This is a genomic window from Metapseudomonas boanensis, from assembly GCF_018704125.1.
In the GTDB taxonomy this organism is placed as follows: Bacteria; Pseudomonadota; Gammaproteobacteria; order Pseudomonadales; family Pseudomonadaceae; genus Metapseudomonas; species Metapseudomonas boanensis.
This window is the reverse complement of the sequence record NZ_JAGTIS010000018.1, coordinates 22,677-45,042: the sequence shown is the minus strand read 5'-3', so window position 1 is coordinate 45,042 and position 22,366 is coordinate 22,677. Positions and strand designations below refer to the sequence as shown.

Below are 22,366 nucleotides of genomic sequence, written 5' to 3'. Positions count from 1 at the left end.
ACCTATCCCGGAGGAATACCTTGGAGGGAGGAACGGCGTCTCCCGAAACGAAGCCCGGGCCACCTTGGTATCTTGCTGGGTCGCAACATCCGTATGCGCCATCGCTGAACCTTGGCTGAAAAACAAAAAACCCGGACGAGAGTCCGGGTCTTCTGTTCTAGCTAATTGCGTCAGGCAATCTGAGCGAGTAGATCACGAGCCTCCTGCTTCTGCTGATCGTCGCCCTCGCTGATAACTTCGTTGAGGATGTTGCAAGCCGCCTCGATATTCCCTTGTTCGATATAGGCCAGCGCGAGGTTCAGCTTGATGATGTTTTCCTGCCGAGCATCGAGCTGGTCCAGATCCAGGTCTGGCAACGGACTCCTGAACGGATCAGTCAACTCGTCCAACCCATCGGGCTCCGACAGCGCATCCAGCTCGCCGAACGGGCTCAAGGTGTCCTTTTCCAAGGTCAACTCGTAGACTTCTGGCAGCTCTTGGAGATTTCCGGAGATGGGCTCCAGCGGTGCAGACTGCGCGACTGCCTTGCGCTTGGGCTCGGCAGTCTTGAACGGGCTGACGGAATCCCAGTCAGCATCCAACGGATATCCATCGAAATCGGATAGCAGGTCGCCCATGGCCTCGTTGCTGACCTCTGCCGACGCAGGTGCCTCGGCGTCCAGGACAAACTGGGGTTCCTCGACGACCTTGCCCTGTTCCGCCGCGCCAAGTTCCACCAGGCGCCCACGAATATTGGCAACCCGATTCTCATCACATGAAAGATCACGCAATGCGGCTTCCTCGGAGGCGAATGCAACCGGGTCACGCAGCTCGGCCAGCACTTCAAGCAATCGATAACGCAACTCGAGACGCTGAGGGTCGCGGGCAATGGCCGGACGCAGTACCTCCAGTGCTTCCTTGAAGCGTCCAAAGGCAAAGTAGATGTTGGCCCCTTCCAGCGCATCGTCGCCACCCAAGGCAGCGGGTGCCGGAACGATACGCAGGGATACGGGTGCCTTGGCAACCGCAGGTACCGGCTTGGGCTGCGCTGGTTCGACGGTCGGCACTTCATGCAGACGCGGTCGCACAATGTCCTTCGCCTCGCTGGGCTCGATACCCAGTTGAGCGCCTGCGCGACGAGAGCGGCGCAACAGCACCCAGTCCAGCAAAAACAGCGTCATCAGGCCCGCGACCATGGTCACCCACCAGAATGGGCTGATGTGGGAAGCCGGCTGCTCGGAAAGGTGCGCTGCTGTTGCAGCTTGCGCAGGGGGAGCAATCACCGCAATCGGGTTCTGAACAGGACTCGATGGTTCGTCGACCGGTGCTGCTGCGACCGACTCGGCTCGCTGTACCTGGGCCTGCAACTCGACAATCTGCTGATCACTACTGCGAAGTCGCTCCTGCAGGGTCTCCATCCTTGCGTGCAGTTCAGCAATGTCCTGGCGTAACTGCTGCCGTTCGGCCTCGCCCTGGGCGAGGGCAGAATCCATCCGCTGCTGGGTTTCGAGGATCGCAACCGGAGGCGCAGCTTGTTCCGCTGACGGTTTGGCGCTCGGAACGGACTGCGAAGGCTCAGCCTGCACAGCAACTGCTGGCTGGTTTGTAACTGCGGCGTCGGGCAACAGCAACGACTGCCCTACTTTCAGACGATTGATATCGCCTCCGGCGAACGCCTGCGGGTTCAAGGCAACGATCCCATCCATCATCTGCTGCAGGGGCAAGGAGCTTCCGGCGCTCACACTGCGAGCGATGGTCCATAGACTGTCCCCACGCGCAACCTCATAGCGAGTGCCCTGATTGGCAGGAGGAGGCGCCTTGGATTGGGGAGCCGGGATCTTCGAATCAGTCGGCTCAACCTGCGTGTAGCGGGTGTATTGTGTAGACGCCTGTGCGACATAGGCAGATGACGCAGGCGGGTCCAACAACAAAGTGTACTCACGAAGCAGGCGGCCGTTCGGACGAACCACCTCGATGATGAAATTCAGATAGGGCTCACGGACCGGCTTGCTCGAAACCACGCGGATATGGCTGCCGGAACCGCGAATGATCGGACTGAAGCGCAGGTCGTTCAGGAACAGGAAACGATCGACACCAGCGCGTTCGAAGGCATCGGCGGACGCCAGGCTGATCCTGACATCGCTATCGTTCAGGTCGCCGACCTCAAGCAACTCGATTTCTGCATCGAGAGGCTGATTCAGGGCCGAATGGAGGGAGATCTCGCCTAAACCAAGCGCCGGAACCAGGCCGGAATAGAGCGCGGAACCTGAAGCGAGCGTCAACAGGAGCTTATGAACCCTAGCCATGCATCCTCCCCGGCCATGCAACTCCGTTTTTCTGGTCACTCCAGCCCCTGCCCGGGCATCCTCGAGTGATATGGAGTTCATGACCCTGAAACAACAATGATAGCGGGCGAATGCTCCTTATTCATCCCACTTTCCAGCTGTTTATTGAGGGCTTTCCTTACTCGACGCCCAAATAATGGCAGCTGGCCACAAATACGTTCGAAATTTTACGCCTCATTCGTCGGAAAAGCGCTACAAACCGACGATGTGCATGACCTGCATCAACGGTTTCGATGCTTGGCTGCCCGCACGCCCCAAGCGGGAATGACAGCCGACATGAAGAGGATGCCGACAAGCCAGAAACACTGCTCGAAGGCCTGGGCTTCGGCGGCCGAATCACCACCCGCAGCAAGATGCCGCCACTCAAGGAAAAACGTCAGCAGGTTGACGCCAAAGGCACCGCCCAACTGGCGCACGAAGGTAATGGTGCCGGCCCCAAGCGCCAGCTCCTGTGGGCTCAGTATGTCGAGGGAGCCGGTGCTCAGCGCCGGCAGCAGCAGACCAAGCCCGACCCTTCCAACGCACGCCCAAAAGCACAGGACCAGGAACGATGAACCTGTCCCAGCCGCGCCAAGGGCCGCCGACGATAGAGCAAACACCAGGAGCCCAACGGCCAGCAACACCGCTGCAGATAGCCGGTCGCTCAGCCAGCCGCCCAGGAACGAGGCCAGCCCCAGCACCACTCCGGTCGGCAACAGCAACAAGCCAGCCTCGCCAGCGCTGTAACCTTCCACCGTCTGCAGGAAAAGCGGGATCAGGTACGTCGAGCCATAGAGGCCAAGGCCCAGCACCAACGCCACCCAACTCGCATTGCGAAACGCCGCATGGCGCCATAGTTGTAGCGGCAGCAGCGGCCGGCTGCTGGCACGACTGCGATGCAGGAATGCCCCGCCACAGAGCAGGCCGATCATGCCTGGCAGCCATGCGTCAAGCGCCAGCCAGCCAAATCGCTGCGCCTCGGCCAAGGCGCCGAGCAGTGCGAACACCGAGATAGTCAGCAGGGCAAACGCCCACAGGTCAACGCCCGGAGTTTGCCGGTTTCGGTCACTGGGCATCAGCCACTGCGCGCCGACCAATGCCGACAGACAAAGCGGCAGCGGCAACCAGAACACCGCACCCCAGCCGAAGTGATCAATCAGATAGCCGCCGATGGTAGGCCCCAGCGTTGGCGCCATCATGATGCCAAGGCCATAGAGTCCGAGCGCCATGCCGCGGCCGCCTTCCGAGTAAACGCGGAAGATGAGCACCATCGCCAATGGTTGGATGATGCCTGCGCAGGCCCCCATGACGATACGCAGCGCAATCAGCTGCCACGCGGACGTGGCCACCAGGGCCAGCAGGGAAGCCAGGCCGAATACTCCGAGGCCAAGTTGCACGGTACGCCGCGCCCCCAGCCGCGCCTGACTCCAGGCAGCGAGGAGCAATCCGCTGGTCATGGCCGCGAGGAACCCGGTGGACAGCCACTGCGCAAGCGGTCGACCAATGGAAAAGTCATCCATGATCGCCGGCAATGCCACATTGATGCTGGTCGAGGCGAGGATCATCGCCATGCTGCCCAGCATCAGGAGGCCTAGCAACCACTGCGGATACCGCGCGCCGAAACGCCCGCGCAGGGCCTCCAGGTCCTGCCCCATCAGAGGTTTTCCAGGTTGGCCAGTATCCGTGCGTGAACTTGCTGGCAGCGTCGCAGTTCCTCTTCGTCGATACCGTCGAAGAGTTCCTGGCGAAGCTGGCTGGATATCGTCTCGAGCTTCTCGATCAGGGGACGGGCCGGCGGGCAGAGGGCAATTTTCTTTGCGCGCCGATCCTCGGCGACGGCCATGCGCTGCACCAGACCTTGCGCCTCAAGGCTGTCGAGCAAGCGCGCCAGCGTTGGCCCCTCGACGCCTACGCTCTTGGCCAATTCACGCTGGGTTGGCAGCTCTTCGAAACGTGCAAGGTGCAAAAGCACCAGCCAGCGTGCCTGGGAAAGGCCCAAGCCAGCGAGCCGGCGATCCAGCTCGGCACGCCAAGCTCGGGACATTTGCGCGAGCTGCATGGCAAAACGGTGTTGATCTGGGTACGACATTGAAATGGCTCAAACTGCTTTATCTAATTATTAGCCAGCTAATCATAGCCTCAGATCGCCGGCAAGCCCCCCGCCCCGGCCACATCAAACTAATGATCTTCAACGGAGCTCGATGGCGACTCGATTTACCCTTTCGCCGCGGGGCTTCACAGAAACGATCGGCTACGCCACGACCCGGTTTCGACCGAAGGCCTTGCCCTCATAGAGCGCACGGTCGGTTAGAAGGAGCAGCCAGGCGGTTTTGAGAAGCGGCTGCGCCGTCAAACCTCGAACTCGGCCTGCAGCGCAGCGCGTACGCAGTGCAGCACGCCCTCGGGTACCCGGCCGGCGAACAGTTCTGCAACCGCGGCCACAGGTGGCAACTCACCTTCACCATCAAGGAACGTATCCTGGATTTCACCCAGCAGCTCTTCCGGCAGGTCGAGGGCCTGTTCCAAGCTCAACTGTTGCTCGCTGATTGCCTCTGCCAGTAGGCCGTAAACGTTCTTCTCGGTGCAGTTCAACTGACGGGCGATCTGCGCCGGTGTCATGCCGGCGCGGGCCAGGCTGGTCAGCTCGTGGCGCAGGTCAGCTACGGCCTTTGGCGGCTCGCCGGCACCATTGAGCACTTCGAGGAATGCCTCGCCGTAGCGCTCCAGCTTGCGCGCCCCTACCCCGCTCACCCGCGCCATCTCGGACAGGCTGCGCGGTCGGCTGCGCAGCATCTCGAGCAACGTGGCATCTGGGAAGATCACATAGGGCGGTACGCTGTGCTCCTCGGCCAGCTTGCGCCGCAGGGTGCGAAGCGCTTCCCACTGCTCGCGCTCCTCACCACGCACCAATTGGCTGGCAGCGCTCGCGGCCGGTTTCGGCGCTTTCGCAGCCAGGTCACGACGCAGTTCAAGATTCACCTCCCCTCGTAGCAGCGGCCGGCAGGAGTCGGACAGGCGCAAGCCACCGAAGCCTTCCAGGTCGACGTCCGCCAAACCGCGCGCCACTAATTGGCGGAACAAGGTGCGCCACTCCCCCTCAGAGAGCGCCTTGCCCATGCCGAACACAGAGAGATGCTGGTGCCCTGAGCTGCGGATCTTTTCGTTGTCACGCCCCAGAAGCAGGTCGACCAGGTGGCCAACACCGTAACGCTGCCCACTACGGTAGATGGCCGAGAGCGCCTGGCGCGCAGGTTCGGTAGCATCCCAGGTCTGCACACCATCGACACAGATGTCGCAATGCCCGCATGGCTGCGGCAGTTCCTCGTCGAAATAGGCCAGCAGGACCTGGCGGCGACAACGGGTTTCCTCGCACAGCGCCAACATGGCATCGAGCTTATGCTGCTCGATACGCTTATGGCGCTCATCGCCCTCGGAGTTGCTCAGCATCTGTTTGAGCAACAGCACATCCTGCAGTCCATACGCCATCCAGGCGTCCGCTGGCAGGCCATCGCGGCCAGCCCGGCCGGTTTCCTGGTAGTAAGCTTCCAGGGACTTCGGCAGGTCGAGGTGGGCGACGAAGCGCACGTTGGGCTTGTCGATCCCCATGCCGAAGGCGATGGTCGCTACCATGATCAGCCCTTCTTCATTAAGGAAGCGCTTCTGGTGATTGGCACGCAGGTCGTTGGACAGGCCAGCGTGATACGGCAGCGCCGGGTAGCCCTGCCCGGACAGGAAGGCCGCGACCTCGTCCACTTTCTTGCGCGACAGGCAATATACGATGCCCGCATCTCCACGGCGCTCGGCGAGAAAGCCCAGCAACTGCTTGCGCGGCTGATCCTTGCCGACGATGCGGTAGAAGATGTTCGGTCGGTCGAAACTGGACAGGAAACGCTCGGCATCCTGCAGGTGCAGGCGCTGGACGATCTCATCGCGCGTGCGCATGTCTGCCGTGGCGGTCAGCGCGATGCGCGGTACGTTCGGGAACAGTTCGGCCAATTGGCCCAGCTGCAGGTATTCCGGGCGGAAGTCGTGCCCCCACTGGGACACGCAATGCGCCTCGTCGATGGCAAACAGAGCGATGTCCAGGCGTTGCAGGAAGGCCAGCATGCGGGGCTGCACCAGGCGTTCCGGCGCCAGGTATAGCAGTTTGATCTCGCCTCGGCGGATGCGATCGGCGATATCGCGCTGCTGGTCGGCGGACAAGGTGGAGTTGAGCGCCACCGCTGCCACCCCCAACTCGTCAAGCGTAGCAACCTGGTCGTCCATCAAGGCAATCAGGGGCGACACCACCACCGCCAAACCTTCGCGCAGCAAGGCCGGCACCTGGTAACAGAGGGACTTGCCACCACCGGTCGGCATCAGCACCAAGGCATCGTTGCCCAACGCGACGCGTTCGATGATCGCGGCCTGATTACCGCGGAAAGCGTCATAACCAAATACGTCTTTGAGGATGCGCTGAGCCTGATCGAGCATGGGGGTCTCCGGAACAAGCCGGGCATTATACGTCAGCCACGCAGGCAAAACGCCCACGCCCATCGCTATGCCTTTTGCCGCGCGCCTCGCACTCGACTAGAATTCAACGTCGATTATTCCTCAAGGTAGTCCCACGATGTCCTTCGCTGAGCAACTGTCCCGCCTGCAAGCCTTTCTCGATGCTGATGAGCTGCACGAGGAGGCTCTGGACTATGTGGCCGCCCACGGCTACCTGACCGCCCTGTCGATCTGCCCGGACCAAGTGCCCGAGCGCGAATGGATCGACGCCCTGTTCGCCGAGCCGCCGCACTACCGCGACGACGCCGAGCGCGACGAGATCGAGGCCACCCTGCTGCAACTCAAGGCCCATATCGCTCGTCAGCTGGCCAGCGATGAGGACCCCGAGCTGCCATGCGACCTTGACCTGGGTGATGATCCGGACGACTCCGACCTGCGTGGCTGGTGCATCGGCTTCATGGAGGGCGTCTTCCTGCGCGAAGAAACCTGGTTCGAGGATGCCGAAGAGGAAGTCAGCGAGCTCTTGCTGCCGATCATGGTCGGTTCCGGCCTGTTCGACGAACAACCCGAGTTCGCCGATATCGCCAAGGACCGCCATCTGGTAGACGAAATGATCGAGCAGATTCCTGAACTGCTCACCGCGCTGTTCCTGCTCTGTCATGCTCCCGAAGAGAAACCGGCCCTGCTCAAGCCCCGTCACCACTGAGGGCCAGGCGCGGATGGCGCACCGCGATATCGTGATGCTGCGCCATCCGGCGCTGCGTGTAGCCCTGCTCTGCATAGGCTGGCTCAGCGTCGTCCTGGGAGTGATCGGCATTTTCGTGCCGGTACTCCCTACCACTCCATTTCTCTTGCTGGCTGCGGCGTGCTTCGTGCGCAGCTCCCGCCATTTCTATCAGTGGCTGGTCGACCATCCTCATCTGGGCCCTTGGATTCGGGACTACCTCGAAGGTAATGGCATCCCGCTCAAGGGCAAGGTCTATGCGCTCGCGCTGATGTGGGCCAGCATCACCCTCTCCTGTTATCTGGTGCCCATGCCCTGGGCCCGCGCGTTCATGCTTACCAGCGCGGTCCTCGTGACTATTTACATCCTGCGCCAGAAGACACTTCACAACAGCTGATAACGCCCACTTGGCCAGCGGCGAAATTGCGCAGGTCCGCCTAGACTCTCTGAATTCCCGATGGAGAGGTGGTTGATGCGGCTGAGGCGGCTTGCAGATGGATTGCTGCGACCTTCGCAGCGGGCATGGCCCATAGCCAGCCTGCTGTTCGGCCTGTTACTCACCCTCGCCAGCCTCTCGGCCAACTGGGACTTCACGCTGATCCTGAAAAACGCGGAGAGTCGCTACGGCGAGCTAGGCCCGGCCAAGTCACGCATCCTTGCCTGGAGTGACCTGATCCAGGGAAGTGGTGAGCTGGCGGAGAGCGACAAACTCCGCGCTGTGAACAGCTTCTTCAATCAGCAACTGCACTTCACCGATGATATCCGTACCTGGCGCTCCAACGACTACTGGGCCACCCCTGTCGAAGCCCTGATCAAAGGCTCGGGCGATTGCGAGGACTACTCCATCGCCAAGTATTTCACCTTGCGCCGCCTCGGCGTCCCTGCCGAGAAACTGCGCATCACCTACGTCAAAGCCTTGCGCCAGAACCAGGCGCACATGGTGCTCACCTACTACAAGAGCCCCACTGCCGACCCGCTGGTACTGGACAACCTGATCGGTGAAATACGCCCCGCCTCGCAACGCAACGACCTGTTGCCGGTGTATGCCTTCAATGCCGAAGGCCTTTACACCGGCAACAAACGCGCCGGGGACACGAAAAAACTGTCGCGCTGGCAAGACCTGCTGAAAAAGATGCGGGCCGAAGGCTTCGCCATAGGAGAGGGATAGCGTATGTCGTTACTCAAGCAACTGTTCCTGGCCATCTGCCTGCTCCTGGGGCTGGCCTTCGCGGGGAGCTTCATCGCCGGCGTGGAAAGCTCCCGCGAGCAGTTGCTGAGCCAGTTGCGCTCCCACGCCCAGGACGCCGCCACCGCCCTCGGCCTGTCGATGACACCGCATGTGGACGACCCGGCGATGATCGAGCTTATGGTCAGCTCGATCTTCGATAGCGGCTACTTCGCCAGTATCCGAGTGGTAAGGATTTCCGACAGCGGCCTGATCGCCGAACGGCGCACCACGGTCACTTCGGACCAGGTGCCTGATTGGTTCGTGCGCCTGGTGGATATCCGCCCCCAGGGCGGGGATGCGCTGATCATGCGCGGATGGGAGCAGGCAGCGCGAGTCGAGGTGGTAAGCCATCCTCAATTCGCCCTGGCCAAGTTATGGGATAGCGCGGTGGGCAGCCTCCTCTGGCTGCTGCTCTGCGGCCTGGTCAGTGCCCTGCTCGGAGGGTGGCTGCTGCGCACGCAATTGCGTCCGCTGGACAACATGGTCCAGCAGGCCCAAGCCATCAGTCGCCGCGAGTTCCTCACGCTCGGCCGGGTGCCACGGACACCGGAACTGAAACGCGTGGTGCTGGCCATGAACCAGATGGTCGACAAGCTCAAGGCACTCTTCGCCGAAGAAGCTGCCCGCAGTGAACGGTTGCGCGAGGAAGCCTATCAGGACAGCCTCACGGGCCTTGCCAACCGCCGCCAGTTCGACATCCACCTGGCCAACCACCTGGTGCCCAGCGAGCAGAATGCTGCTGGTTATCTGCTGCTGCTCAGAGTCAACGACCTGGGCGGGTTGAACCAACGCCTCGGCGGCCAGCGCACCGACACGCTGATCCACGACATTGGCGAACAGCTCAAGGATTTGCTCAAGCGTTCAGGCTCACCTGACTGGCTGGCCTCACGCAGCCGCGGCGGTGAGTTCGCCCTGATCGCCCCCGGCATGGTCGGTGAGGACGCCGACCGGATCGCCACGGAACTCAGCCAGGCCCTTGAGTACCTTTACAGCACCGGTGCCAGCGATTGCACGCCGGTAGCCCATCTCGGAATCGCTGCGTTCCGCCCCGGTGAGGAGGCCGCCAGCGTCATCGGGCGCGCTGACCAAGCCTTGGCGCAGGCCTCGCAGAATCCCGACAAGCCCTGGGAACGCCTGGACGACTTCGACGCCGGCCACGGGCAAAGCCTGCACGACTGGCACAACTGGATCGACGAAGCCCTGAACAAAGGCAAGCTGCAACTCTACTTCCAGCCAGTCAGCAGCTGTGTCGAAGTCAACGCCGTCCTCCACCACAAAGTGCTCGCCCGCCTGCTCGATCCGCAAGGCGGAGCCATCGCGGCTGGCCGCTTCCTGCCCTGGATCGAGCGGTTCGGCTGGGCTGCGCGCTTTGACCTGGCCATGCTGGAGCATGCGCTGGCACATCTCCAGCAATACCCGGCGCCCATCGCCCTGAGCCTGTCTGCCGTTAGTCTGCGTGACAGTGCCAGCCGCGAGCGCCTGCTCGCATTACTGAAAGCCCATCCCAAATCCGCCGCTCTGATGACCCTGGAGCTGGACGAGCGCCACCTCCCCCCAGCCGCCGAACTGGAGCAACTCAGCCAGTCCATTCGTGAAACTGGCTTCAACCTCGGGCTGCAGCACTTCGGAGGCCGCTTCAGCCTGATTGGCAACCTCACGCACCTGGGATTGGCCTACTTGAAGATCGACGGGACGTACATCCGTGCCATCGACAAGGAAAGCGACAAGCGCCTGTTCATCGAAGCGCTGTTCCGCGCCACCAATAGCATCGACCTGCCACTGATCGCGGAGATGGTGGAAACCGAGGGCGAGTTGGTGGTCTTGAGGGAACTGGGAATACAGGGAGCCATGGGCAGGTTGGTCGGTAGTCCCGCACCTTGGCAGGGCTGATCGAGCCCCTCTCCTGTCTGGCAACTGATGCGGTGAGGAACCTCGCTCTGTCCGCCTGAGCTATTGCCAACAACCCGCAGTTGGGGCGCGGAGCCATGTCGAGTGAGCCTTAGCCCAGGATCGAACTGGCTGGCGGGCTGAAGCGGAGCGCCGCCCAGCCCGCCCTTGGGGCTGCTCGGGATGCACCTTTCAACCAGGCAGCCACCAGCTCTCGCAAACGAAATCAGTGGTGGCTGCTCCGGGCATAGCGCGCAGTGAGCGCCCTACACATCCACCTTCAATGCGTTGTCGTCGAGCATGTTGGTGATGATGGTGGCCTCATTGGTGGAGCCGTAAAGCGCCGACAGGTCCACATTGTCCAGGACTACCTGCTGCTCCACCGGCCCATCGACGGCCGTTTTCACGGACACGCTGGTGGTGGTTCCGCTGAAGGCGAAGTCCAGGTAGTTCTGCAACTCGGCCGGATTCTCGCCCACGCTACTCAACAGGTGAGACAGGTCAAGGACATCGGAGTTGACGCCATTGGTGTCCACGGTGAAGTCGGTGATGTGGTCGACACCGCCTCCCAGTTCCCCAGACTCCCAGATGAAAGTATCCGTGCCCGCGCCACCGGTCATGGTATCGGCGCCCAGGCCTCCCACCAGCCAGTCGTCGCCATCGCCACCGATCAGGGTGTCATTGCCGGCGAGCCCCGCCAGGAGGTTATCGCCGCTATTGCCGATTAGGGTGTCGCCCTGGGACGACCCCGTCAGGTGTTCGATGTTGATCAGAGTATCGCTACCTGCACCACCGGTGTTCTGCGCCGCCGTGGTGGCGAGGCTCACAACTACCGCGCCAGTGGCATGCATGTAGCTGACCATGTCCCCACCGCCCAGACCATCGAATACGTCATTGCCCGATGTGCCCTGCATGACCTCGTTGTCCGAGGTCCCGGTGAAGAAAGACCCACCGACGATAGCTACCTCAAGCACCTGAGGGCTGGTCGTGTCGCCATCGGCATCGACCAGCGAGAAGTCGAAGTCGAGATTGGTGACTTGGGTTTTGGTCTGGATGTTGACCAAGCCGATGTCGACGAACTTGATCACATCCTGGTCAGCGGTATCGGCCACTGACCCCGCATTGGCCTCGAACGCCACCAGGGACGCCAACGCCAGCGATGAGCCGCCGGTGAGTCCGGTGTTGCGGTTGAGGTTGATCCCGTAGCCGGTGATCGCTTCCGTTGAAGTCAGCAACTGCGCACCGTAGATGAGGTAGTTCTCTCCCGCAGCGTTGTAGTCGTTCCCTTCGATGATAACCACGCCGTCAGTTCCATCGGCGAAGGTGATGCCATAGGGATTCGCTTCACCTGGCAGGTAGATGTCGGCGTAGTCGACCAGGATCGCCCGGGTGGTGACCGAGTTGTCGTCCGGGTCCACCAATTTCAGCAAGACCACGAAGTCTTCCTTGCCGGTCAGCTGGTCTAGCTTCAGGTACATGCCACTGGCTCGCGCATCTCCCGGGCCTGGGTTTTGATTGTTACCCGGGCTGCTGCGGTAAAAGTCCATGTTGAGCACTTCGCCCGGCTGCACGGTGGCGCTGTCCACACCGTTGGTATTGCTCGAGATGCTGACCCAGGCTTGCTTGGCCGTGAATACATCGCCTGCAGAAAGCGTCGTGTCGCCACCGGTCGTGCTCAGGGGGCTCTGGCTGGTATGAGCGGCCCCCGTGAACCTCACGTAGAAATCACCCGACAGTTTCGAAATCACGATCTCGGGCTGCGAGGGGGAATTACCGACCAGGTCGTAGCTTTCCGTGCTCAGGGTATTGCTGGTGGTAACCGAGGTGAAGCTCTCGATCGGTGCGTCCAGCTTAATGGTGTAGGTGCCTGCAACCTTGTCGAACGTCAGGGTACCTGTGGCCTGGCTAAGTGGGGTGTTCGCCAGCAGCGGATCGGGATCGTAGCTGAACTGAACCCTGAACACCGCCTGGGTGTCACTCTCCGAAAGCCAGGTCACGGAGGCTGCCGAAATGAGCGCCGTACCGACGGTCCCGGTGAGGGAAATGGTCGAGAAATCGGAGTTGGAGGCGCTGTAGGTCGTCCGGGTATCGGCACCGATGGTGTAGTCGAATATACCGGTACCGCCCGTGGCCGGATTACTGGAGTTGGCGTAGACGAGATCGCTGCGTTCCAGGACAACCGGGCCATCGTCGTTGACCAGGATGGTCAGGGTTGCCGCGGGAGACACATCGTTGTCCGAGTCGGTTACCCGCACCTTGAATGGGTCGAGGGCCTGGTCGGCCGCACCACGATCCGAATCGCCATCGACCACCGAGTTGTCGGTGTGGTCCAGGGTGTTGTCGCTCAGCGTGTACTGCCAGCTGCCATCGAGGTTCACCGACAGCACGCCGTATTTACCCGTCACCAGAGTGTTGTTGCTGGTGATCGCGATCCAGTTGCCATCCTTGTCCTGCACTTCCAGCAGTTTCACGCCGTCATTGCCGGTCTGGATCACGAACGCACCGCTGGTGGTCAAGGTTCCGCCGCCGCTGCCCTCCGGCAACGCCGACTCCCACACCGTATCGCCATCGCCATTGACGTCCGGTGTACTCACGGTCGGGGTCGAGTCCGGCCCGACACCAATGCAGAGTTCGGCCTGCGACTCATCACCATCGGCGTCGCGGATGGTGTAGAGGATAATCGCCTCGCCCTCGAAGCCCGCCGTCGGGGTAAAGGTCAACGCGCCGCCCGGCAGGAAACTCACGGTACCGCTGCCACTCGTGAGTTGTGCCGCCACCAGTTGCGTCGGCGAGTCCGCGCCACGCGTGTCGTTGACCAGCACGTTGACGGTTACGGCCGTGTCTTCAGCTGTGTAGCCGCCATCGTCATTCGCCCTGGGGCCGTCGTCATTGACTCTGATGGTCAGCGTCGCCTCGGGAGACACATCGTTGTCCGAGTCGGTTACCCGCACCTTGAATGGGTCGAGGGCCTGGTCGGCCGCACCACGATCCGAATCGCCATCGACCACCGAATTGTCGGTATGGTCCAGGGTGTTGTCGCTCAGCGTGTACTGCCAGCTGCCATCGGGGTTCACCGACAGCACGCCGTACTGGCCATTGACCAGGGTGTTGTTGCTGGTGATCGCGATCCAGTTGCCTTCCTTGTCCTGCACTTCCAGCAGTTTCACGCCGTCATTGCCGGTCTGGATCACGAACGCACCGCTGGTGGTCAAGGTTCCGCCGCCGCTGCCCTCCGGCAACGCCGACTCCCACACCGTATCGCCATCGCCATTGACGTCCGGTGTACTCACGGTCGGGGTCGAGTCCGGCCCGACACCAATGCAGAGTTCGGCCTGCGACTCATCACCATCGGCGTCGCGGATGGTGTAGAGGATAATCGCCTCGCCCTCGAAGCCCGCCGTCGGGGTAAAGGTCAACGCGCCGCCCGGCAGGAAACTCACGGTACCGCTGCCACTGGTGAGTTGTGCCGCCACCAGTTGCGTCGGCGAGTCCGCGCCACGCGTGTCGTTGACCAGCACGTTGACGGTTACGGCCGTGTCTTCAGCTGTGTAGCCGCCATCGTCATTCGCCCTGGGGCCGTCGTCATTGACTCTGATGGTCAGCGTCGCCTCGGGAGACACATCATCGTCCGAGTCGGTCACCCGCACCTTGAATGGGTCGAGGGCCTGGTCGGCCGCACCACGATCCGAATCGCCATCGACCACCGAGTTGTCGGTGTGGTCCAGGGTGTTGTCGCTCAGCGTGTACTGCCAGCTGCCATCGGGGTTCACCGACAGCACGCCGTACTGGCCATTGACCAGGGTGTTGTTGCTGGTGATCGCGATCCAGTTGCCATCTTTGTCCTGCACTTCCAGCAGTTTCAGGGTGTCGCCACCCGTGGTGATCTGGAAGGCGCCACTGGTGGTCAAGGTGCCGCCGCCACTGCCATCGGCCAGCGCCGATTCCCACACCGTATCGCCATCGCCATTGACGTCCGGCGTGCTCACCGTCGGGGTCGAGTCCGGCGCTACGGTGATGCTCAGCGTTGCCTGCGACTCATCGCCATCGGCATCGCGGATGGTATAGAGGACGGTCGCCATGCCTTCGAAACCCACCGCCGGCGTAAAGGTCACTGCGCCATTGGGCAAGAAGCTCAGCGTGCCGCTACCACTCGTGAGTTGCGCCGCCACCAGTTGCGTCGGCGTATCCGCTCCGCGCGCGTCATTGGCCAGCACGTTGACGGTCAGCGCCGTGTTTTCATCGGTAAGAGCACCATCGTCAACCGCCGTGGGCCCGTCGTCGTTGACCTTGATGGTCAGCGTCGCCTCCGGCGACACATCATCGTCCGAATCGGTCACCCGCACCTTGAATGGGTCGAGGGCCTGGTCGGCCGCACCACGATCCGAATCGCCATCGACCACCGAGCTGTCGGTGTGGTCCAGGGTGTTGTCGCTCAGCGTGTACTGCCAGCTGCCATCGGGGTTCACCGACAGCACGCCGTACTGGCCATTGACCAGGGTGTTGTTGCTAGTGATCGCGATCCAGTTGCCGTCCTTGTCCAGCACTTCCAGCAGTTTCAGGGTGTCGCCCCCCGTGGTGATCTGGAAGGCGCCACTGGTGGTCAAGGTGCCGCCGCCACTGCCATCGGCCAGCGCCGATTCCCACACCGTATCGCCATCGCCATTGACGTCCGGCGTGCTCACTATCGGAGTCGAATCCGGCGCTACGGTGATGCTCAGCGTTGCCTGCGATTCGTCACCATCGGCATCGCGGATGGTATAGAGGACGGTCGCCACGCCTTCGAAACCCATCGCAGGGGTAAAGGTCACTGCGCCATTGGGCAAGAAACTCAGCGTGCCGTTACCACCCATGAGTTGCGCCGCCACCAGCAAGGTCGGTGAATCCGCACCGCGCGTGTCGTTGGCCAGTACGTTGACCGTGACCGCCGTATCTTCAGGCGTTGTGTAACCGCTGTCGTCGACTGCTTTTGGCAGATCGTCGACGATCTCGATGCTGACATTGGCCGTGGCACTCGCCTGGCCATCGCTGACCGTCACGGTAAAACCGTCGGCTTCCGGCCCGGCGCCATCAGTGGTGACTTCGGTGAGCGTGTACATGAAGCTGAATGTGCCCGTGCCGGGGTCGAAGCCGGTGACCTGCACAGTGCCGTGAGCGGTAGCAAAGCCTTGCCCCACCAGGCTGCCAAGACTCACGACAGTGAGGTCAAGCGTGATGCCGCCCACGTTCAGGCTCTCCAGGTCCCGCAAACCATCGGCATCGCTGACGGTAAAGGTCCCGGTGGTCGTCGTGCTGCCATCATTCGCAGCGGAGCCCCCCTCCAGCCCACGCTCGAAAACCTGGACCAGCTCCCCGGCGCTGTTCGGCGAGCTGACGACCACCCTCGGGCCATCATTGCTGCCGGTAATGGTGACGTTCAGAAAGGCTGAGCTCTGGTCTCCATTGGCGTCCTGAATGGTGTATCCAACGGAGACTTCTCTGGTCTCCCCGTCCATCAGCCCCTCCAGATCAGGCATTCCTTTACCGAGCACGAGGTTATAGCCGCCATCAGCGCCCAGTGTGAGCACGCCAAATGGGGTCGAAACCAGCAAGCTGCCATTGGGTCCGGGAACAGCGTTCTCGAAACCGTTCCAGGAGACGAATTTCAAGGGCAGGTCAGGTCCGCTGTCATCGTTATCCAGCACATTGCCCTGAACGCCGTCATGGTCCTCCGACACCGAGCGGCCATCGTTATTGGCCAGCGGTACACCGTTTACGGGAACGACGGCAGTCTCAGGTTCTTCGTCTGCACCGATAATGGGCTCAGGATCGGGGAACAGCGGCACGAAACCGATAGGACCGGTAGGGAAACCAATGGTGGGGTCCAGCGCCCCGCCTACCTCACCAAGCAGCACGAATGAGTGGCCGCCGCCTGCCGAGCTCGCTCCTCTGGCGCTGCCAGGGCCAGCTGCTGTTGCCTCGGCAACCTGGGTCGGGTCGACGCCCGCCTCGATCGCTGCTTGCAGCTGCAGGGCGTCAGTCAGGTCCTGTTCGCTGGGTACGGTCGGAGCGGCCTCACCAGCCGATCCTTCTGCAGGAGTGCCCGCCAGCATGGACGTATTGAGCGGCATGCTGCTGTCACGGCCCAGGGTCAGCTCCTGGCCATTATCCAGGACCACCGCCACTGCACCGGTTGGCCCCGTGACCAGCTGCTCCCCTACGAATACCCGATCACCTTCGCTGAGTAGCCGACGGGTTCCGTCGCCTGCAACCGCAAAGACCTCGCCAATGACCTGTTTGACGATCCCGAATGCCCTAGCCATGCGTCCTTCCTCCGTACCGCTGCTGTCAGCCAGACAGCGCCGAATCCCCATACACAAGGGTCGCAGCACCTTCTGAACCTGACGGTACGCGAAGAAGAAATGCCAGATGGCCGAAAAAGAACGACGTCGAAGGGGATATCGTCAAAAAACCGTCAATCACCTTGACACCGCACTACTCCATCAAAGGGTTTCCGCCCTGAGCATTTCTTTAACTGTGCCTGACCTTGATTCGCATCCCCGAAGCGGGCCATAGGCCTCAAAAAACGGGAGCTACTGGATCTGAAGATGTCGTGATTTCCGACGAGCGCATAAGAATTTTTCGAAATAGTGCTTGTTCCAAATTCTTCTTAGCTTGGCCAACAGATGTTCTTAGCTCTGTTGTTACAAGCATGAAACGGTTTGCTAGTGATTTGCGCCAATTTTATGGCGACAGGAACCAGAGAATTGAACAAGGAGAAATACCCAAAATGCGTAGATTCAGCCCTCTGTGGAGCAGCATCCTGTTGGCCATGGCATCTACTCAGATCAACGCCATGACGCTCTCTGAAGCGATTCAGAGCACCTTGGACAAACACCCGGAACTTCAGGCGAGCGCAAGCGATCGCCTGGTTGCAGATGAAGAAGTCAAAGTGGCGAAGGGTGGATACCAACCGACTGTCGACCTGATAACCGGTATCGGTAGAGAGCAGTCCGACAGCCCCACTACGCGAGCCCTCGGCGACCACAACAAGGAAACCCTGAACTTTCGTGACGCCGAACTGCGTCTGCGGCAAATGATCTTCGACGGATTCAACACGCCGAACGAAGTCGAGCGCACCAAGGCCGTCGTCAACTCACGTGCTTACTTCACCCTGGGCACTGCCGAAAGCCTGGCCCTGCGTACCGTCGAGGTTTATCTCGACGTGCTCAAGCGCCGCGAGATGGTGACCCTGGCCCGCAACAACCTGCAGGCACACCAACGCATTCACGACCAGATTCGCCTGCGCAGCGAGCGTGGCGTAGGGAGCGCCGCCGACTTCGACCAGGCCGAGGCGCGCCTGGCGCTGGCCAAGAACAACCTCTACACCGAAGAGGTCAACCTGGCCGATGCCGAGGCCAGTTTCTTCAGCGCCGTTGGCGTACCTGCAGACGAGTTGGTGTCGCCGGCCACCGTCAAGGGCGAAATGCCCGCCGATATTCTGGCGGCGCGCCAGGGAGTGATGGAAAACAACCCGCTGCTCAAATCCGCCCAGGCTGATGTACAAGCCGCGGAGAAGCAGTACGAATCCGCCAAGTCGCCTTTCTATCCACGACTCGATGCCGAGTTGGCCACTACGGCTGACGATAACGTGCAGGGCGATGAGGGCCACTACAACACCTGGCGAGCCGGGGTGGTGATGAACTACAACCTGTACAACGGCATGCGCGACAAGGCCCGACTGCAGGCCGCGGCGTACCAGATCAACCAGTCAATGGACATTCGCAACAACGCACTGCGGGTACTCAACGAGAACCTCATGCTGGCCTGGAACGCCATGGAGAACGCCCGCAAGCAGACGCCGGAAGCCCGTGCCTATGCCGACTACACCGCCAGGGTCCGCGAGGCCTACCAGCAGCAGTTCAGCCTCGGCCAACGCACTCTGCTCGACTTGCTCGACAGCGAGAACGAACTCTTCACCGCCAACCGCCGTTACACCGATGTGCGCTACACGGAAGAGTTCTCCATGTACCGGGTCATCTCCGCCATGGGCGACCTGCTGCGCCGGCAGAATGTCGTAGTACCTGCCGAAGCCGTAGCCCTCACCGAGGTGAAGAGCGACGCCAAATTGCCGGACATGCAGTGACTTCATCAAGGAGAGTCAGCCGGTGACCAGCATGGAACGGACCGACCCACCGATCGACCCGAGGCAGAGTCATGACGACCCGCTGCTCGATGGGCTGCTGATCCTCTGCCGGCTGCATGAGTGTGCGGCAAGTCGTGCCAGCCTCACCGCCGGTCTGCCCCTGCCAGGGCAACGTCTGAGCGCTGAACTTCTGACACGCGCGGCGGCGCGTGCCGGGCTCCAGGGTCGCCTGCTGCATCGCCAGCTGACGGCCATTTCGCCCCTCAACCTGCCCGTCCTGCTGCTGCTCAAAGACGGTCGTAGCGCCGTACTCCGCCAATGGGCCAAGGATGGGCGCGCACTGATCCTCCCCTGTGAGGCCGACGGTGGGGAGCAGTGGGTGGAGCCGGAGCAACTGGCTCTCGAGTACAGTGGCCAAGCCCTGTTCGCCCGCCCTCGCCATGAACTGGAAGAGGCCCGGCACCCGCTGGTGCCGCGGGTACAGGCCTGGTTCCGCGACACCCTGAAACTGTCCCGCTGGCTCTATGCCGACGCCATGCTGGCCAGTCTGTTGATCAACCTTCTGGGCATGCTGGTGCCGTTGTTCGTCATGCAGACCTACGACCGCGTCGTGCCCAACCAAGCCACTTCGACGCTTTGGGTGCTGGCCATCGGCTTGTTGATCGGCACCGGCTTCGACTTGCTGCTGCGTGTCCTGCGCGCCCACCTCCTGGATAGCGCCGGGAAGAAGACCGATGTCGTGCTCTCGGCCACGCTCTTCGAGCGCATCACCGGCATGTCAATGAAGGCGCGGCCGGTCACGGTCGGCGGGTTCGCCCAGAGTATCCAGGACTTCCAGGGACTGCGGGAGTTCCTCACTGCAGTCACCCTGACCAGCCTGATCGACCTGCCCTTCTCGATCCTCATGCTGGCAGTGATCGGGTTGCTGAGCGGCTGGCTCGTGGTGATCCCGATCCTCGCCTTTCCGCTGACCGCACTTTTCGCCTTCATCATCCAGTCCAGGCTGCGAGACACGGTACAACGCAGCCTGGCCCTGGGCGGTGAACGCCAGGCCCTGCTGATCGAGACTCTCTCCGGCCTTGAGACACTCAAGGCCTGGGGCGCGGAAAGCGAGCGACAGCATCACTGGGAACGCACCCATGGTGCCCTGACCCGACTCGACAGTCACGCCAGGTTCCTCTCGGCCCTGGCCACCAACGGCACACTGTTCATGCAGCAATTCGCCGGCCTCGCGATGATCGTCGCCGGCGTCTACGGCATCATTGCCGGCAACCTCAGCGTCGGCGCCCTGGTTGCCTGCTACATGCTCAACAGCCGAGTGCTCGCCCCCCTCGGACAAATTGCCGGGCTGATCACGCGCTACCAGCAAACACGCGCGACCATGAAATCCACCAATGCGTTGATGAACCTGCCGCAGGAACGCGAATCGAGTCAGCGTCCCCTCGAGCGTGCGCAGATCAAGGGCAACCTGGAGCTTCGCGACGTCGAGTTCAGCTATCCGGGGCAATCGACGCCGGCGCTTTCACATCTCAACATCAAGCTCGCCGCTGGCGAAAAGGTTGGCATCATCGGTCGTAGCGGCTCGGGCAAAAGCACCCTCGCGCGGCTGATCCTCAACTTCTACACACCCGACAAGGGCCAGTTGTTACTGGATGGAATCGACCTGCGGCAACTGGATGTCGCCGACCTGCGCCAACACATAGGCTATGTCAGCCATGACCTGCCGCTGCTGGCCGGCTCACTGCGCGACAACCTGACCCTCGGCGCACGCTATGTCAGTGACGAGCGCATGCTCGAGGTGGCCGAGTTGACCGGCGTCGCCGACCTGGCTCGACAGCACCCACAAGGCTATGACCGCCCTGTCGGCGAACGCGGCCAGTTGCTCTCCGGCGGGCAACGTCAGACAGTCCTGCTCGCGCGAGCCTTGCTTCTCAACCCACCTATGCTGGTACTCGACGAGCCCACCAGCGCCATGGACAACAGCAGCGAAGATGCCGTCAGGCAACGTCTGCAAGACTGGGCAAGGGCCAAGACACTGATTCTCATTACCCACCGAACCTCGATGCTTGCACTCGTCGACCGTCTGATCGTGCTGGATAACGGCAAGATCATGGCAGACGGTCCCAAGGACTCCGTCATCGACGCCCTGCGCAAAGGTCGGATCGGCCCGGCAGCAGGATGAGGAGACGCCTGATGGATCGCACCAGCCCATCGCTCGGCTACTTCGGCAAACGCGGGTCGCCAGATACCGAGTTCATGCCCGAAGTGACAGGCGCACTGCTGGAGGACACCCCGCGAACCGCCCGGATGACCGTCTGGACCGCCTGCAGCCTGCTACTGATAGCCCTGATCTGGGCCCGCTTCGCGGTCCTGGAAGAAGTCACCACCGGCGAAGGCAAAGCGATACCGTCCAGCAAGGTCCAAGTGATCCAGAACCTGGAGGGCGGCATCGTTTCGGAAATCCTCGTCCGCGAAGGCCAAGTGGTGGACAAGGGGGCCGTATTGCTGCGCCTGGATGACACACGGTTCCTCTCCAACAAGGGTGAAACAGAGGCCGACCGTCTCGCCCTGCTCGCACGCGTCGAGCGGCTCTCGGCCGAAGCGGAGGACCGGCCCATCGCCCTTCCCGAGGAAATCACCAAGGACGCTCCACAGCTGGCAGCAGACGAACTGTCCCTGTACAGCGCCCGCATGCAACGGCTGGAGAGCGAACAACGCATTCTCAGCGAGCAGCTGCGGCAAAAGACCCAGGAGCTTGCGGAGTTCCGCTCCAAGGCGCAGCAATACCGCTCCAGCCTGGGCCTGATCCAGCAAGAACTGAACATGTCGCAGCCGCTGGTGAAGTCTGGCGCCATCTCCCAGGTGGAAATCCTGCGCCTGCAACGCAGTGCCGTGGAAACCCGCGGCGAGCTCAATGCCACTACCCTGGCAATCCCCCGGGCGGAATCAGCCGTGGCGGAGATCGAGCGAAAAATGGAGGAAAGTCGCCTGTCGTTCCGCTCCGACGCCTTCAAGGAACTCAACGAGGTACGCACCGAACTGTCGAAGATCACCTCCACCAGCAAAGCGATCGATGACCGGGTGAGCCGCACGACCGTCGTCTCGCCGGTTCACGGAATCATCAAGCAGCTCAAGGTCAACACCATAGGCGGTGTCGTCCAGCCCGGGAGCGACCTGGTGGAAGTGGTGCCGTTGGAGGACAGTCTGCTGATCGAGGCGCGCATTCGCCCGCAGGACGTGGCCTTCCTTCATCCGGGCCAGAAAGCCATGGTCAAGTTCAGCGCCTACGACTACACCATCTATGGGGGGATGAAAGCCAACCTGGAGCTGATCGGTGCCGACACCATCACCGATGAAGAGGGCAAGAGCTACTACCTGATCCAGGTGCGGACCGAAAAAAGCCATCTGGGCAAGGACGACCATCCCCTGCTGATCATCCCCGGCATGATCGCCACGGTAGATATCATCACCGGCGAGAAGACCGTGCTGGATTACCTGCTCAAACCCGTGCTCAAGGCCAGGCAAGAGGCCATGCGGGAGCGCTAGGGAGAGTATGAGTATTCGCATGACAAAACCCCTGCCCTGCCCTGATCTTGGGTGCGAATTCATTC

12 protein-coding genes are annotated in these 22,366 nt (G+C 61.8%); 7 read left to right on the top strand and 5 right to left on the bottom strand.

Going from position 1 to position 22,366, the window contains the following annotated elements:
* Positions 1–170: 170 nt before the first annotated feature.
* From J7302_RS22935 to recQ, 4 genes are all read right to left on the bottom strand, one after another.
* The gene (locus J7302_RS22935; RefSeq protein ID WP_215380155.1) at positions 171–2,285 is read right to left on the bottom strand and encodes a FimV/HubP family polar landmark protein; all 2,115 of its coding nucleotides are present in this window, start codon (positions 2,283–2,285) and stop codon (positions 171–173) included.
* Between the two features lie 260 nt (positions 2,286–2,545).
* On the bottom strand, positions 2,546–3,958 hold the full coding sequence (locus J7302_RS22930; RefSeq protein WP_215380153.1) for a DHA2 family efflux MFS transporter permease subunit: 1,413 nt from the start codon (positions 3,956–3,958) through the stop codon (positions 2,546–2,548).
* On the bottom strand, positions 3,958–4,392 hold the full coding sequence (locus J7302_RS22925) for a MarR family transcriptional regulator (RefSeq protein ID WP_215380150.1): 435 nt from the start codon (positions 4,390–4,392) through the stop codon (positions 3,958–3,960). Before J7302_RS22925 ends, J7302_RS22930 begins: the two co-directional genes overlap by 1 nt.
* A gap of 260 nt (positions 4,393–4,652) precedes the next feature.
* Positions 4,653–6,776 (bottom strand): DNA helicase RecQ, encoded by a 2,124-nt coding sequence (gene recQ / locus J7302_RS22920; protein WP_215380147.1) that lies wholly within the window; start codon positions 6,774–6,776, stop codon positions 4,653–4,655.
* Positions 6,777–6,912: 136 nt separating this feature from the next.
* Between recQ and J7302_RS22915 the strand changes: the two genes are divergently transcribed.
* The 4 genes from J7302_RS22915 (at position 6,913) to lapD (ending at position 10,636) form a co-directional block, all read left to right on the top strand.
* The gene (locus J7302_RS22915; RefSeq protein ID WP_215380145.1) at positions 6,913–7,500 is read left to right on the top strand and encodes a UPF0149 family protein; all 588 of its coding nucleotides are present in this window, start codon (positions 6,913–6,915) and stop codon (positions 7,498–7,500) included.
* 13 nt (positions 7,501–7,513) lie between these two features.
* Positions 7,514–7,915 (top strand): YbaN family protein, encoded by a 402-nt coding sequence (locus J7302_RS22910; protein WP_215380142.1) that lies wholly within the window; start codon positions 7,514–7,516, stop codon positions 7,913–7,915.
* 75 nt (positions 7,916–7,990) lie between these two features.
* A complete protein-coding gene (lapG, locus tag J7302_RS22905) occupies positions 7,991–8,686 on the top strand; it encodes a cysteine protease LapG (RefSeq protein ID WP_215380139.1) in 696 nt (231 codons plus the stop codon).
* Between the two features lie 3 nt (positions 8,687–8,689).
* Positions 8,690–10,636: a cyclic di-GMP receptor LapD gene (gene lapD / locus J7302_RS22900; protein ID WP_215380137.1), complete on the top strand. Its 1,947-nt coding sequence runs from the start codon at positions 8,690–8,692 to the stop codon at positions 10,634–10,636.
* Between the two features lie 263 nt (positions 10,637–10,899).
* On the opposite strand, the gene J7302_RS22895 is transcribed toward lapD, so the two are convergent.
* A complete protein-coding gene (locus J7302_RS22895) occupies positions 10,900–16,932 on the bottom strand; it encodes a retention module-containing protein (protein ID WP_215380134.1) in 6,033 nt (2,010 codons plus the stop codon).
* Positions 16,933–17,399: 467 nt separating this feature from the next.
* Between J7302_RS22895 and J7302_RS22890 the strand changes: the two genes are divergently transcribed.
* From J7302_RS22890 to J7302_RS22880, 3 genes are read left to right on the top strand one after another with little or no spacing between them, the layout of a single operon-like run.
* The gene (locus J7302_RS22890; RefSeq protein ID WP_215380132.1) at positions 17,400–18,755 is read left to right on the top strand and encodes a TolC family outer membrane protein; all 1,356 of its coding nucleotides are present in this window, start codon (positions 17,400–17,402) and stop codon (positions 18,753–18,755) included.
* 22 nt (positions 18,756–18,777) lie between these two features.
* Positions 18,778–20,937, top strand: coding sequence for a type I secretion system permease/ATPase (locus tag J7302_RS22885; protein ID WP_215380129.1), 2,160 nt, complete (start codon positions 18,778–18,780; stop codon positions 20,935–20,937).
* 11 nt (positions 20,938–20,948) lie between these two features.
* A complete protein-coding gene (locus tag J7302_RS22880; protein ID WP_215380127.1) occupies positions 20,949–22,301 on the top strand; it encodes an HlyD family type I secretion periplasmic adaptor subunit in 1,353 nt (450 codons plus the stop codon).
* Positions 22,302–22,366 lie beyond the last annotated feature (65 nt).